The following is a 15072-nucleotide window of genomic DNA, read 5'->3' on the forward strand; positions in this document are numbered from 1 at the left end:
ACGTTAAAACCAACGTCTTTTCTTGAAATAAATGATTAATCCCAACACTAATAAAAACATGATGCCCATCACTACAAAATAGCCGTTTTCTGTTTTGAGTTCCGGCATGTTTTCGAAGTTCATTCCATACACTCCAACTATAAAGGTCAGCGGAATAAATATGGCTGAAATTATGGTCAGAGTTTTCATGATTTCATTCATTTTTCGGCTTTGTTCCGAAAAATAAAAATTAGAGGCACTTTCGAGCGAACTCATATCTGATTCTATTTGTTCTAAAAGCTCTAAACTTTTTTGATGAAGTCTGATAAAGAAATTAAACGTTTCTTTCTGAATCAAACCGTTATTTTCATCGTCATCTTTAATCGTTTTTAGGTAATACAAAGAATCCCGAAGCGGAACAATGGAACGTTTTAAAAAATTAAAGTTATCCCTGTGATTCTCAATTTTTTCTAAAATAACAGGATCAGCTCCTTTTTTGGTTAAATTGATTAATTCTTCGATCTTATCTTCTTCATCTTCAATTGTAATGTAAAAGTTTTCCATTACAGCATCTAAAAGTAAATACAAAAGATAATCTACTTTTTTAGTTCTAACAATTCCTGCATGCGTGCGAAGACGCTCACGAATATGGGTAAAGAAATCGCTTCGTTTTTCCTGAAACGAAATCAGAATTCCTTCTTTTAAAATAAAACTAATTTGTTCTACGCTAATATTATCTGAATATTCAGAAGGTAAAAGTGATTTTATATTGAAGAATAAAACATTTTGCTGTTCTTCTAACTTGGTTCTTTTGGTTGTATTTAAAATATCGGCAAGTAAAAAATCATCTAATTTAAAATGCGTACCAATCGTTTTAAGCAAACTAATATCATTTAAACCATGAACATTGAGCCAATTATTTTTAGAATAATCAAAACAGGAATTTAAAGCCAAGACTGTAAATTTATCATATTCAACAACATCGGCATCATCATAGACAAAAAGCTGCATTTCGGCTTCCTGTTCTTTATGCGAGCCTGTATATTCTAAAGTTATATGTTGAAGCTTTCGTCCTTTTTTGTATTTAATCTTTCTCATTCAAAAAAATTTACAATAGTAATATTACGAAAAAGAATCCGAACAGGAAATGACAATTATCATTTTGTAAAAAACTAAAACAATTAAAAATATAGTATTTTTACTACTTTTTATAATTAAACCCGACAGGTTTTAAAAACCTGTCGGGTTTCTAACCGAAAAGATATATGCATAAGATTGAAAATCTGGAATCTGGAAAATATTATCATATTTACAACCGTGGAATTAATAGTGAAAATATATTTAAAGAAAATAGAAATCATGAGTATTTTTTAATGCTTTATGCTAAACATATTGATCCAATTGCAGAAACATTTGCTTGATGTTTATTAAAAAATCATTTCCACTTATTGGTAAAAGTTAAAACTTTTGAAGAAATTCTAAAGAATCAAAATGAATACAAAATCAAAAAAATAATTCCTCCACACCAATCTTTTGGAAATTTATTTAATGCTTACACAAAAGCAATCAATAAAGGCTACAATAGACACGGTGCTTTATTTGAAAGACCTTTTAAAAGGAAATTGATTGATAATGAAGCCTATTTACGTTCTGTTATAAAATATATTCATTACAATCCGGTAAATCACGGATTTTGTGAACATCCAATTGAATATCCCTGGAGTTCTTACCTAACTTGTATTTCTGAAAAACCAACTAAATTAAAACGTGAAAAAGTAATTTCTTTATTTGATAATAGAGCTTCATTAGAAGCTTCTCATAATCAAAGAGAAAATTTCACTCCATTAGAACAGTTTCTCAATTTATAACGATTAGCAAACCCGACAGGTTTTTAAAACCTGTTGGCTTTAACTGAACGTAAAACATGACCAAATCCAATTCATAACTTAAAAGACCAAGAATAAAAAAATCAATCATATCCTCTACAGCAAACCCGACAGGTTTTAAAAACCTGTCGGGTTTAACGCGCACGTAAAGAATACGCATAAAAAAACCGAGTCATTTCTGACTCGGTTTTTCATTATTGTTAAAGAAGAATTATTTTACTTCTTCAAAAATAACGGCAACTGACTATCAATACATTACATCAAAATGGTACAAATATGGAACAAAGTAATTATTTTATTTCACAAAACAACATGTTTTTTAGCTACTCACAACTTAAGAACTAATCTTTTCGATTTAACCATAGATACGGAAAACAGGTATTTTTACTTATAAATTATATAACGTAAGTTCATACATTCACTTTTTTAACAATTAGTTTATTTTTTTTCAGTACTACCATTAAATAATTAATCAAAAATATTTATGAAAGTTCTAACTAAGTCAAGATTTAAATTAGGACTGGAATGTCCTAATAAATTATACTATACAGGGAAAAAGGAGTATGCTAATAAAAAACAAGAAGATCCTTTTTTACTAGCTTTAGCTGAAGGAGGTTTTCAAATTGAAGAGTATGCTCGAATGCATTATCCAGGTGGAGTTTTATTGGAAGGTAAGGACGGTGATTATGAATATTTATGGGGAAAAACTCAAGAATTATTACAATTAGAAAATGTTGTAATATATGAAGCTGCTTTTTTACATAATGGATTGTTCGTAAGAACAGATATTCTTATAAAAATTGGAACTAATATTAAACTCATTGAAGTTAAATCTAAATCTTTTGATCCAAAGGATGATTATTTATTTGTTGGAAAGCGTGACGGTCTTGTTTCATCATGGAAGCCTTATTTATTTGATATTTCTTTTCAAAAATATGTAATTCAATCATGTTTTCCTGATTGGGAAATTAATTCTTCCATCATGATGGCAGACAAATCAAAAATTGCTACTGTTGATGGTCTTAACCAATTTTTCAGAGTTAGTAAAAAAGCAGGAAATAGAACAGGAGTCATTAAAATAATTGATTCTATAGATAGTACAGGTGATAGTGTACTTGGGAGCAAAGACGTTACTTCTTTAGTTGCTGATATAATAAATGATAAGTATCCCTATTCTTCGGAATTAAATTTTTCGAATGCTCTCACCATTTTCAAAGAGAACTATTTGACGGATACATATATTAATTGGCCAACTTCTTATAGCTGCAAATCATGTGAATTTGTAACTGATGGAACAGATGGTTTAAAGTCTGGCTTTAAAGAATGTTTTCAAAAGCAACATAAATGGGGTGATTCAGAATTTAGTAAACCTAAGACTTTTGATGTTTGGTCATTTCGAAAGGGAAATGAATTATTTAACAAAGGTGTCTATTTTATGAATGAATTGACTGAGGATAATATCGGTTTAAAAGAAGAGGTAGGCAAATTAAGTATGAGCGCTCGACAATGGATTCAAATCCAAAAGGAAATTGAGGAGGATAATTCAATTTATATTGATATAGAGGGATTAAAAGCTGAAATGAATTCTTGGAATTACCCATTACATTTTATTGATTTTGAAACTAGTGCTGTTCCTTTACCATTTAATGCTGGTAGGAAGCCTTATGAACAAATTGCTTTTCAGTTTTCGATACATACTTATTATGAAGACGGAAGGATTGAACATACCCAACAATATCTTAATAATATTAAAGGGGCTTTTCCTAATTTTGATTTTATAAGAGCTTTGAGGGATTCACTAAATAATGATAATGGAACGATATTTAGGTATTCTAATCATGAAAACACTATAGTAAATGCAATTTATCTGCAACTATTAAATTCAGATGAATCTGATGCTAGCGAATTAGTGCATTTTATTAAAAGTATTTCTCATTCTAAAAGTGATAGTGTCGAAAAATGGAATGGTGATAGAGATATGGTGGATTTATGGGAAATAGTCAAAAAGTATTATTACAATCCTTTGACTAAAGGTTCAAATTCTCTTAAGTACGTTTTACCAGCTATTCTTAACAGTTGTGAATATCTTCAAAATAAATACACTAAAACTTTAAAGGAGATAAAGTTAAGTAGTCTAAACTTTAAAGATAATCATATCTGGTTGTCTAATACTGGTGGAGTGTATGATAATCCATATAAAAAATTACCTAACCTTTTTGAAGATTGGACAGCTGAAGAAATTGATGAAGTTGTCTCCGGAATGGAAGAACTTGCAGATGGTGGAGCAGCATTAACTGCCTATGGCAAAATGCAATACACTGACATTAGCGATGCAGAGTTAAACGAGTTAAGTACAGCATTATTAAAGTATTGTGAACTTGATACACTTGCAATGGTTATGCTATATGAACATTTAAAAAAAGAAGTAGAAAATGGCTATAAGTAAACATCCTTTGGGGCGCTATGCAATCATAGACAGAGAAATGAGATCACAAGATTATGTTAAGACTAAAGACTTGAAAAGAATTATTGAAAGAGATTTATCAATCAATGTCTCTTTAAGAATGATTAATGATGACATTATAGCGATGAAGGATGATAATGTATTAAATTATAATGCCCCAATTGAATATTGTAATTCTCGAAAAGCTTATTATTATTCAGATCAAAACTATACCATTCGGGCTTTTGGATTGCGTGAAGAAGACATCAGTGTTTTAATGTTTTATGCAAAGACTATAAGCCAATATAAAGATTATCATATTTTTAAAGATTTTACAAATGCGATAGATAAAGTTCTGGATGCAGTAAATATTAGAAAGGGTATTTCAGAAACAAATGATAACAGAGTAATTGTTTTAACGGATAATAATCAAAAATTTACTGGTAACGAATGGATCCCTGTAATTGTAGAAGCTATTGACAGTTGTTTCGCTATAGAGATCAGCTATCAAAAGTTCGGAGCAGCTAAACCTAAAAGAACTAAACTTCATCCTTATTTATTGAAAGAGGACAGGCATCGTTGGTACCTTATAGGAATGAACGACAAGGGTATTGTAACGTATGGTCTTGATAGGATAATAGCTATCGAAAAACTCCCTGAAAAATTTGTATCCTGCACCTTGGATTTTGAAGAATATTTTCGTTATTCATTTGGAATTACAGTCCTTAACGACGATCCTATTGAAGTAAAGTTATCGTTTACTCCAAAACAAGGTAACTATCTCAAAACATTAAGCTTACACCCAACTCAGAAAATACTTTTTGACAATGCTGAAGAGTTTCAAATTTCAGTGAGAGTTAAACCTTCATGGGAATTTTATGAAAAAATATTAGGGTATGGTGATAGTGTTAAAATATTATCTCCACCCAGTATTGTAAATGAATTTACTCAAAAAATACTATCAATATCTAATAGATATAAATAAAGTCAAATAAAATAAAAAAAGTTTCATCGCGAAATTCCATTTCGTGATGAAACTTTTTCTTTGTTTAAAATTAATAAGTTATGAGCTCATATAAAACAAAAAGTACGTTGCATTTAAGAATAAAGAATTTTGTTTCTTGGATCGCGCCACCGTCTGAAACACGTGATAATATCAAAAAAAAATCTGATGAAGTAAGAAAATGTATAAAAGCTGAAGCTGAAAAGGATGGGCTTACAGTTGTTAAAATGCCTTATTCAGGTTCTTTTTCAACTAGAACAGGTTTAAGACGCAATATGCGAGGCAACACAACTACTGAAGGGCAGGATATTGATTTGCCTTTTGTTGTTAGAAAGGACAAAGAAACAGAATTTGGTCCGTTAATAAATCGTTTTAAAAAGTATGCTGAAACTTGTTATCCGGATGATATCATTGAGGTAACTAAAAGTTCTGTGAATATTGTTTTTGAGAAGGAAAAGCTATCCTTTGATATTGTTCCTATGTTTGAAGCAGATAACACTGATTATCAGGTATTAATAAGAGGTAATGGTGACGTAATAACTACATCTATAGAAAAACACCGCGAGTTTATTAGAAAACGCACTGCAATAACAAAAGAAACAGCAGGTATTGTGACCTTCAATGATTGTATCAGACTTTTTAAATGGTGGCGCAAGGTAAAAGAAATCGAAACAAATGAAAACGTATGTCTTCCAAGTTTTTTAATAAATCTTCTAGGTGCTAAGGCATTTGATAACTGCGGTGATGACACGACATATCCACAAACGTTAGCTAACTGGTTCTCCTACCTTGCTTATATTGTCAAAAACAAAGAGACAGTTTCGTTTACTGACTATTACAAAACTCCTAAACCAGATCTCTACATACCTTGGAACGTGCTTGATCCTGTTATGGATGACAATAATATTGTAAAGTCTTGGCCAAATTACCAAGTTGATGAATTGGCCGACTGGCTACAAGAAGCGTCTGAGATTATGAATAGAGCTATTGTTGCAGATTTGCAAGGAAGAGACGCCGATAGTCTGGGGCATATGCAATTGTTATTTGGTAAAATCTTTTCTTCTCACTGCGATTAATTAAAAATAAAGATATGAGTACATATACATTTAGCGGAACTGAAAGTTATTCAGAGTCCGATGTTAAAGCAGTAATGCAAAATACGTATGAGGATATTATAGGATTTGCAAACAGGCAGATTATTTCATATGCCCGTGCAGAAAGTTGGATTGAAGACCTTACTTATGTTCTGAATCAAAAGGTTGTAAAATTCTTTGAAATTCAAATAAATAATGCCTCAGGGATAAAATTTATGAGTTATAAATATACGGTTGACAATTACGGCTATTTATCCACAGGAGCAGCGTCAGGAGGTATAAATTATTTCGGTATACCCAGTGGATGTAATGCAACTTTGTATGTTGATCTTGATCTTTCAAATCCTAATGCGACAGTAGTAAATGAGAATTTGCGAAAGCGAGGATGGGGAACAGGTAGTGCTTTACAAGGTACCGAAACCCATGATAGAAACTATATAAGCAATAATTTAAGACTGCAAAGGTCTGTCATAACAAAATAACATGGAAGTTAAACTACAGGAGAACAAGCACCCAAATCAAACAGCCGAGGCCGCTTACAAAGATTTGATTGCTATTGATAAGCAAAAGAATACTCTTTTAAATACATTGGAACTATTTTTTAATAATGAAAAGGTTGAACAATGGCAGAAAAAACATCATCCAGAAGGTCTAGATTTTTTTCAAAATTTAGTCGGTGGTACACCATTAATTATTTTATCTGGCGATGTTGGTTGTGGTAAAACAGCCTTGGCTCACTCAATAGGTACGCCATTGGCAAAGCAAATTGATAAACGCGTTGTTGTTTTTGAAACTCCCTCTAATATTCGTGGTGCCGGTAGAGTAGGAGAAATCTCAAACCGCATTACGGATGCTTTTGAACAGGTCAAATCTAAAATTAAGTCTGGCCAGATGGGAATTCTAATAATAGACGAGGCTGATGACCTGGCTACTGACCGTGATCAAAATCAAGCGCATCACGAAGATCGTGCTGGACTTAATGTATTAATTAAACAAATTGATTTAATTGGGAGGGAAAATATTTCCTTAGCTGTTATCTTGATTACAAATAGACTGAAGGTATTAGATCCAGCAGTTATTAGGAGAGCTACCCAGATAATAGAATTTATTAGACCCGATAAAAATGCAAGAAGACTTGTATTTCAATGTATTTTCAGCGGTTCTAAATTGTCTGAAAAGGATTATTCAGATCTTGTTGAGGCAAGCACTCATCCAGATACACCATATAGTTTTTCTGACTTAATACAGAAAGTAGGCAAACAGTCTTTGTACCAAGCTATTCAGAGTAACCAACCTTTCGGCAAGGATGTTTATGTCGAAACAATTAAAAATACCAAACCCTCACCACTGATAAAATAAATATGACAGCAAATAAAGTAACCATAATCATTGCGCATTATGGATTAGATAGAAAGATTACAGAAGAAGAATGTGTATCAGCTTTATCATCTGATGAAAAAACTAAAGTCATTTTTATTGATTTTGAAGCGGGAAATGCAAAATTGAGTGAGCTGTATGAGCTTTCTTTTGACAATATCGCCTTATCTCAGCAACGCAAATTTGTAGATATTTTAAAACCAGTGCTTGATGCAAATCCAGATGCATCTATTGCATATTTTGGATTTACACCCATACCTATATCTTTTCATTTAGGATATCTTGTTGGTAATACTCATCCATATATTATATATCAGTTTCATCACAAACAACATAAATGGTATCAAGAAACAGACAAACCTTCAATAGATTATAAATTTTTGATTAAACCCCTAATGTTGCCAAATGAGACCCAAAAAGGTAAAGGTGATGTTACGATACGTGTTGCAACTTCTTTTAGCATAGACAGACAATCGACCTACGAAGTAGTTCCAAATCCCGAAAATGAATTTGATGTAAGTTTAGAAACGCCAGATGTAGATTCACTTTTTGATCAAGAGCAGATAGGCGATGTGGTAAATTCATTTCAGGAAATTTTAAATGTTTATGCTAATAAATTAAGTGATAGAGAAAAAATTCACCTATTTATTGCTTCTTCTTCAGGTTTGCCTTTTGCTTTAGGAACCAGAATTAATCCTAACATCTATCCTTATATTCAAACCTATCAATTCAGTAGGAATGAAACTCCAAAATATAAGGAAGCAGTGCTGGTGACGAAAGAAGTAGATAATCGTGTCGTGCTTTCTGAGGCTGACAGAACTTTAGCAAAAGAAATACGCGATAAATGGCAGGAACAATTAGAAAACACATTAAAGCCTTTTATTAAAACTATATCTGGCAGAACAACAGATAATTGGCTTCAAATGGTTTGCGCTACTGATGATGAATATAGTACTGTTATTAAACATTTCCGTCATCCTTGGACAACTGTTACCGATATTAACAAAACTAGTTTGAAGCATGATACAATAGATACTGAAACTACAGATGTGGAAGATGGTTTTGAATATATTGAAAAATCAAATACTTGGCTGTTGGATGATGGCTTCTTATTTGGTCTCAGTAAGAGATTAAAAACGAAAAGAGATACTGATATTATGCAGGCTGCAAGATTGTTTTTCTTTCATGAGGCATTACATTATAGTAAAGAAGGGCATAGATTGACAAGAGAAGTTGCTAACGGGATTGGCCAATTCCCTAAAGTTATTGAAGAAGCCGACTATCAAGCGGATGTTTGGGGTTTGTTGACTGAATATAAATACTGTTCTATGTACGAATCTAGCCGTTTAAAAAAGGGGTTTAAATCATTTTTTTGTGATGCTATAGAAACTGCCGTTGAAACTATGTGGAGTTTTGTAGACACTGGTGATGACCTGAATATAATACAAGTAAGATCTATGAATCGTTTTTTGAATTGGTATTGGCAATGGGTTCTTATAGAAAATATAGAGGGTCCCGGAACTCTAGAAGAGATCGTAATGATATTGCTTGATAAACCGGTAATAGAATTTGCAGGAGCTCAAATGGAGCTTCGAGGATACCGAACATATTATAAACTCAATTCAAAGCAATATAATAATTATCAATTAGCTGCTTTTGCAAGAAATAAAGTTTATCGATTTGCTCCGAATTTAATTCATGATATAATAGATGGATTTAAAAATCTTGACGGAGAGAAGATAAAAGCGGGATTAAAAAGTTTTCAAGTAACAATTGGATAGAAAAACGAAATAGACCACAGACAAGCTAAACAACTTTATTGTGGTCTATAATTTCTTAAAAAAAACTTTTGATTTATGAATACTGTTGTATAAAATCTACTTTCAAACATCATAATGATAGTACGAAATATTATAAATTTTCTACAATACTGGTAACATTTAGTAAAAATTCCTGAGTTTGTATTATATCATAATAATTTTGCTTCATCAATCTAATTTGAAATTTTATCGGCAAATAAACACCCCATTTAGTTAAACTTAATGATTCTGGATTTTTTTCTAATTCTTTTGTGACAATCTCGTCAATAATTTCAATTTTCGAACTTATGAGATTTAATTTTGACAGAAATTCTTCTTTTGAGATCATGATATAAAACATACTTGTTCTATCATCTAAAATATTTTTAATTTCAATTGCATCAAAAAGGAGCTTTAATGTCCTATTTATTTTAGTGCCTGTAAAAGTATAAAATAAGACTTTCTTTTCTGAAACCAGCAGTAGTCTTTCTGATTCAATACTATGTAAATCAAAGACAGAAAATTCTCTTCTCATCCTCTCTAGCTCTTCTGAGGAGTTTTGATCTAGCTCCCTAAAAATTTCATCTTGATAGATTATTTCAAGCATTTTTTTTCTGATTTCAGGATGTACAATACCTCCTTCTCCAGAAAATTTTGGTTTTTTACCATCATTGGTTGGAATTACCTCTATTTTTTTCGCTTTAAAATCTACAAACTTAATTTTCCATATTTTAGCTGCTAATAAAATATTCTCATCTTCTTTAACTTGTGGTGAAAATGGAATTTCCCCAATTTTATTACCTGCACTTACAACTTTAAAATTATCTTCAACGGTAAAAGCACTGTAGAAATCTCTATTATTAACGATTTTTTCACCTTCAACTCCTATAATAACCTCATCTCCTAACTTTTCCAAAAAGTCTATTAAAATCAAATGATTTAAAATTTCTTCAATATCAGAAACTTCAATATCATTGAATGCAAAATTATGATTCAACCGCTTAACCAAATCCACAAGTTTAATACCAGAATATCCTTTTGTTATCGATAGCGCCTGATGTAATAAAATATCATAAACAAGATTCATAGGCTCCGAAGGTTCTATAAATTTCTCTTTATACAATTGCCAACACGCTAACGATTGCAATAAGCTCCATTTATCTGTAGCATATAGAAAAAGATTACTTTTTGCACCATTTTGTCTACCACTTCTCCCAACGCGCTGTATCAAAGAAGCAATGCTATTGGTAGCATCTATTTGAACGACCTCATCAACTGAACCAATATCAATTCCCAGCTCTAATGTTGAAGTACAGGATATACAGAAATTTTGCCTATTATTACTTTTTGCAAAATATTCTACATATTCCCTTACTTCCTTATCAACAGACGAATGATGTGAAAAATAGTTCGTATGTCCTTTTACCTTTTCCGAAATCTTTTTAAGCTTAACAGCTACTTCTTCCGCACGCCCCCTACTATTGGGAAAAATCAGAACTTTATTATTTCTGGTTTCTAAGTACAAATCCTTTAAAAGATCTAAAGGCAGTTCAATACCTTCATTTTTAAAATATCTAAACTCAGTTTCTATTTCTTTAGATGTTTTATCTAATAGAACTTTTGTATGTAATTCATCTCCAGTAAATTTCTTTGCCTCTTCATAATCTCCTATAGTGGCTGATAATCCTACTATATTAAATTTTTTTGAATTCAAATCCTGCAATCTTGACAAAATAGATTTTAATTGAGCTCCCCTTCCCGATCCTATAAAGGAATGTATCTCATCAATTACAAGATACTTAAGATTAGAAAACAGATGACTTACATGGTGTGGTCTATTAACAAACATAGCTTCCAACGACTCTGGAGTGATCAGCATTATGCCACTAGGATCTTTTATTATTTTTTCTTTCAGTGTTCTATTGGCTTCTCCATGCCATTTTGTAACTGGAACTTCAAGGTATTTACAAAGTTCTTCTATTCTATAAAACTGATCATTAATAAGAGCTATTAAAGGTGATATATATAATACCTGAATACCCGATTCATTAAAATTAACTTTTGAGAGTATAGGAAGAAAAGCAGCTTCAGTTTTACCCGAAGCTGTTCTTGAGGCCAAAATATAGTTGTCATTAGTGGAAATGATTCTTTGAATTGCAGCATCCTGAATAGGTCTCAATTCTTCCCATCTCTTATCCCTGACATATTTTTTTATAGGATCTGAAAGTAAATTATAGGATGACATTATATTTCTTCAATACTATTGATTAAAGATAACTCATCTGGTCTTTCATCTGATATTTCAATTTCTCCAAATAATATATTTTTATCAACGCCAGGATTCTGTCTAATAATATTAAGTATATTCAAAAAATCTCGGATAACTTCACGAGGTGTTAGAAACTCGGAAGCACCAGGTTTATTGAAAATTTCTTCCATGAATTGTTGAATATCATTATCTGAAATATCAATTTCTGTTTTATAATTATAGTCGAAAATTAATTTAAGTTTTTTAAGTAAAACGAAAATTTCATTATGATTTAGCGGCATTAAACGAATGACAGGTTGTGCAAAATCCCTTACTTCCAGAGTTTCAAACTTATTTGTTTCCAAACGAGATTTTAACGCTTGATAGCTAAACAAACCTCTTCTTTCGTTTTCTAAAAATTCTCTCGTACCTGCAAAATTAAAAAACAGATTAGCTACTTTTCCCTGAAAACAATCATTATAAATAGATAGAATTTTTTCATAATTTTTCTCTCTCATTACAGAGGTTGAAATTTTATATAAATTTATTGCTTCATCTAAATTTATCATGAATCCACTATATCCCATATTTACAAACAGCTTACAGAAATTCTTAAGCATGTCATAGTAATTAAGATCATTAATTATATCCCTTACACCTAACTCTTGTTTGGCCTCAGTTTTGGTTTTATATTCTCCTTTCAGCCACTTCAAAGCATTTCTTCTAAGGTGTTCATCATCCTTTATGTAACCTTCATAATATTTCATTATTACAGTTCCGAAATCAAAACTTCCAACTTCAGTTATTTCACTTATAGTTTTCATCAGGTTTTTTTGAATTAAACCTAAATATTGTTCATCTCGAATCGATGTTAAAGAAATATTGCTTTCTTCGGCCGTTTTGGTGATTATCTGCTCAATCCATTTTTCAAGTAAAGTTGGCAAAGCTCCTCCTTCAGGTTTTGTTTGAATTGCAACATTATCCATTATTGCAGAATAGAGCATCACACCCTTACCATCGTTTGAATACAGTCGATTATCAGGTGTAAAATCAGCATTAGCAACAACAAATTTTTGTTTTAAAGCAACTGTGTTAAGTAGATGAAGCATAAAAGATTTTCCTGAACCAAAATCTCCAATCCAGAATTTTGCCATGCTATGTCCATTCTTAACATCTTCTAAAGCTGTTACAAAGGACGCTATTTCTTCAGAACGTCCTACAGTGATATGCTGAACTCCAATCTTAGGAACCACACCTCCTATTAGTGAATTTATAATTGAAGTAGCTTCTTTGGGTTTAATGTTATCTATCATTTTGCTAAAAGTTTTTGGTAATAATCCTGATTAATAGTGTAATATTCTTCGTCTTCTTCAATTAAAAGATCATCAAGATTCTCAAAACATATTTCATTAATATTTTCTATTAATTGGTTTTTAAAGGCTCCTTTAGATTTCGCGAAAATTTCAAATTCACTTTGAAGTATTGAATAATTGTTTTTTGAAAAAAACTCTAATGTTGAAGTATGAATTGGTTTAAAGACAAAATCTTTTGAATATATTGAGATCGTCTCTTCGGTTTTACTATGATCAATACTAATTTCAATTTGTTCATCTAATACTGATTTGCTGTCTAGTTCTTCTGAATTTTCATCTCTTAAATATTCATTCAATAGTTCTACTGTACCAGAGTGTTGCTGCTGAACTTCCTTAATTAGAGATTTATCAAGTTGAATTTTTTTACGTTTAACAGCATATACCTGCGGAACTGAACTAAGTGCCTTCCTCAAATCCTTATCATATATAAATTCACTAACTATTCTTTCAAAATTCTCTAGCTGAATATTATCTTTAAAAAGGCTTTTTTGAATAGTCTTAGTCAGTTGTTTATTATCAAAAGTTATTGACTGTAAATCATGATCAAGATAGTGTAAATATAATGACAAAGCCGTTTCCTGATCATACTTAGCAATAAATTTAGAAGCTTCAAAAAAGATATTTTCAACCGAAGGATTTTCTTTGTTTAATTTTCCTAATTCGATAATTTGATCCAGAAACTCTTTTGAGTCTTTATTGAAACCGGAACTAATTTCTTCAAATTTAGCTTTCCATCGTGTTGTGTTCTGAAGGTTGAGTTTTATTTCTGTTTCCTTATCGGGTAAATTTATTTTTGAAATTAATACAAAATGAATCTGGGCAATTTTACTAATTAGTTTTGTTTCAAATTCTTCTTTTGCATCTAAAGATGATGCATAGGGATCAATAGTTATTTTTCTTTTATGCCCAAATTTTTCTCTTACCGTATTTTCACAAAATTTAAAAATATTAGTATGAAACTCATTCTCGCAAGATTGGATGGCGTGCTTATAATTATTACTGCCTTTCCTGTATCTAAAATGTTTTCTAACTACAACATCTGCAATTTCTTCAAATTCTTTTTCTATTGAAGAACCATTATCCACATATAGCTGTTTTAAACTATTCATTGTTGCCAGATAAAGTCTAATTACTTCAACACAGCAATATTCAATATTTACAAAATTATTACTCGAATACCATATTTTATCTAAAACATTCGTTTCGTCTTTTGTGAGATTTAATTTTTTCTTGTATTTGTTTCTCCATTCAAATGTCGAATAATTAACTTGAGTATATTGATAATCATAATGATCTTCCCTCAATCTGGCAACGCCATCAGTATCTCCCACCTGCTCCATTTTTTTAATTAGAAAATTAATTCCATAGGTTTTAGTTTTAGGATAATGATTACCTAAAATTTCTAATTGTGATTCAAGTAAGATAATGTTTTTATGCTGGTCAAACTCATTTAACAGATCGAAAAGTAAAATAAAGGCATAATTAGTATTGCCCTCTAAATCTATAAATTGACCATTCAAAAATTGAGTTTTATAATATTGATAAAACTTTTTTTGGTTAGATGTAGCATAATTAATTTCTGAATAAGAGTAAACATAACTATGAGACCAATAAGGGACTTTTGATTCTAATCCATAATCTGAATCAATCCTGTAAGATTGTGATCCAACATCTATAATTGAATCATCAATTTTTGAACTCGATTTAGTGACAGAGACATTGATCATATTTGTTCTATTAATAGACGAAATCTGTTTTGTTCGTTGATTCTTCGCTATATCATAATAATTTACTTTGTTAGGCTCCGGTTTCTTTTTTCCTACCGAAACAAGAACAATTATTATAAAGATTATAATTATTATTGTCATCT

General features: G+C 30.9%; 12 protein-coding genes. 8 read left to right on the plus strand and 4 right to left on the minus strand.

Features of this window, described 5'->3' with window-relative positions; genetic code table 11:
* Positions 1–3: 3 nt before the first annotated feature.
* Positions 4–1077 carry a magnesium/cobalt transporter CorA gene (gene corA, locus B3C18_RS07685; protein ID WP_291144867.1) on the minus strand — a complete coding sequence of 358 codons (1074 nt, stop codon included), beginning with the start codon at positions 1075–1077 and terminating at the stop codon, positions 4–6.
* A gap of 167 nt (positions 1078–1244) precedes the next feature.
* Between corA and B3C18_RS07690 the strand changes: the two genes are divergently transcribed.
* The 8 genes from B3C18_RS07690 (at position 1245) to B3C18_RS07725 (ending at position 9563) form a co-directional block, all read left to right on the plus strand.
* Positions 1245–1400 (plus strand): hypothetical protein, encoded by a 156-nt coding sequence (locus tag B3C18_RS07690; RefSeq protein WP_291144870.1) that lies wholly within the window; start codon positions 1245–1247, stop codon positions 1398–1400.
* A gap of 27 nt (positions 1401–1427) precedes the next feature.
* Entirely contained in the window at positions 1428–1847 is a 420-nt protein-coding gene (locus tag B3C18_RS07695; protein ID WP_291144873.1) for a hypothetical protein, read from the plus strand.
* A gap of 502 nt (positions 1848–2349) precedes the next feature.
* The gene (locus tag B3C18_RS07700) at positions 2350–4311 is read left to right on the plus strand and encodes a DUF2779 domain-containing protein (protein WP_291144876.1); all 1962 of its coding nucleotides are present in this window, start codon (positions 2350–2352) and stop codon (positions 4309–4311) included.
* On the plus strand, positions 4298–5293 hold the full coding sequence (locus tag B3C18_RS07705; protein ID WP_291144879.1) for a helix-turn-helix transcriptional regulator: 996 nt from the start codon (positions 4298–4300) through the stop codon (positions 5291–5293). Before B3C18_RS07700 ends, B3C18_RS07705 begins: the two co-directional genes overlap by 14 nt.
* An 80-nt stretch (positions 5294–5373) precedes the next feature.
* Positions 5374–6387, plus strand: a complete 1014-nt coding sequence (locus B3C18_RS07710; RefSeq protein ID WP_291144882.1) for a CBASS oligonucleotide cyclase — start codon at positions 5374–5376, stop codon at positions 6385–6387.
* 14 nt (positions 6388–6401) lie between these two features.
* Positions 6402–6887: a hypothetical protein gene (locus tag B3C18_RS07715; RefSeq protein WP_291144885.1), complete on the plus strand. Its 486-nt coding sequence runs from the start codon at positions 6402–6404 to the stop codon at positions 6885–6887.
* A gap of 1 nt (position 6888) precedes the next feature.
* A complete protein-coding gene (locus tag B3C18_RS07720) occupies positions 6889–7764 on the plus strand; it encodes an AAA family ATPase (RefSeq protein ID WP_291144888.1) in 876 nt (291 codons plus the stop codon).
* Positions 7765–7766: 2 nt separating this feature from the next.
* Positions 7767–9563: an SAVED domain-containing protein gene (locus B3C18_RS07725; protein WP_291144891.1), complete on the plus strand. Its 1797-nt coding sequence runs from the start codon at positions 7767–7769 to the stop codon at positions 9561–9563.
* Positions 9564–9693: 130 nt separating this feature from the next.
* On the opposite strand, the gene B3C18_RS07730 is transcribed toward B3C18_RS07725, so the two are convergent.
* The 3 genes from B3C18_RS07730 to B3C18_RS07740 are packed head-to-tail and all read right to left on the minus strand — an operon-like array spanning position 9694 to position 15070.
* A complete protein-coding gene (locus tag B3C18_RS07730; protein ID WP_291144894.1) occupies positions 9694–11826 on the minus strand; it encodes a DEAD/DEAH box helicase in 2133 nt (710 codons plus the stop codon).
* Positions 11826–13142, minus strand: a complete 1317-nt coding sequence (locus tag B3C18_RS07735; protein ID WP_291144897.1) for an ATP-binding protein — start codon at positions 13140–13142, stop codon at positions 11826–11828. Before B3C18_RS07735 ends, B3C18_RS07730 begins: the two co-directional genes overlap by 1 nt.
* Positions 13139–15070 carry a tellurite resistance TerB C-terminal domain-containing protein gene (locus B3C18_RS07740; protein ID WP_291144899.1) on the minus strand — a complete coding sequence of 644 codons (1932 nt, stop codon included), beginning with the start codon at positions 15068–15070 and terminating at the stop codon, positions 13139–13141. The genes B3C18_RS07735 and B3C18_RS07740 overlap by 4 nt, the downstream gene beginning before the upstream one ends.
* Positions 15071–15072 lie beyond the last annotated feature (2 nt).

The organism is Flavobacterium sp. UBA7680, from assembly GCF_002482975.1.
Taxonomy (GTDB): domain Bacteria; phylum Bacteroidota; class Bacteroidia; order Flavobacteriales; family Flavobacteriaceae; genus Flavobacterium.

Bases quoted from the DNA above. Each gene is read 5' to 3' on its own strand.
- corA (WP_291144867.1), bottom strand. From the start codon at position 1,077: ATGAGAAAGATTAAATACAAAAAAGGACGAAAGCTTCAACATATAACT.
- B3C18_RS07690 (WP_291144870.1), top strand. From the start codon at position 1,245: ATGCATAAGATTGAAAATCTGGAATCTGGAAAATATTATCATATTTAC.
- B3C18_RS07700 (WP_291144876.1), top strand. From the start codon at position 2,350: ATGAAAGTTCTAACTAAGTCAAGATTTAAATTAGGACTGGAATGTCCT.
- B3C18_RS07705 (WP_291144879.1), top strand. From the start codon at position 4,298: ATGGCTATAAGTAAACATCCTTTGGGGCGCTATGCAATCATAGACAGA.
- B3C18_RS07710 (WP_291144882.1), top strand. From the start codon at position 5,374: ATGAGCTCATATAAAACAAAAAGTACGTTGCATTTAAGAATAAAGAAT.
- B3C18_RS07715 (WP_291144885.1), top strand. From the start codon at position 6,402: ATGAGTACATATACATTTAGCGGAACTGAAAGTTATTCAGAGTCCGAT.
- B3C18_RS07720 (WP_291144888.1), top strand. From the start codon at position 6,889: ATGGAAGTTAAACTACAGGAGAACAAGCACCCAAATCAAACAGCCGAG.
- B3C18_RS07725 (WP_291144891.1), top strand. From the start codon at position 7,767: ATGACAGCAAATAAAGTAACCATAATCATTGCGCATTATGGATTAGAT.
- B3C18_RS07730 (WP_291144894.1), bottom strand. From the start codon at position 11,826: ATGTCATCCTATAATTTACTTTCAGATCCTATAAAAAAATATGTCAGG.
- B3C18_RS07735 (WP_291144897.1), bottom strand. From the start codon at position 13,142: ATGATAGATAACATTAAACCCAAAGAAGCTACTTCAATTATAAATTCA.
- B3C18_RS07740 (WP_291144899.1), bottom strand. From the start codon at position 15,070: ATGACAATAATAATTATAATCTTTATAATAATTGTTCTTGTTTCGGTA.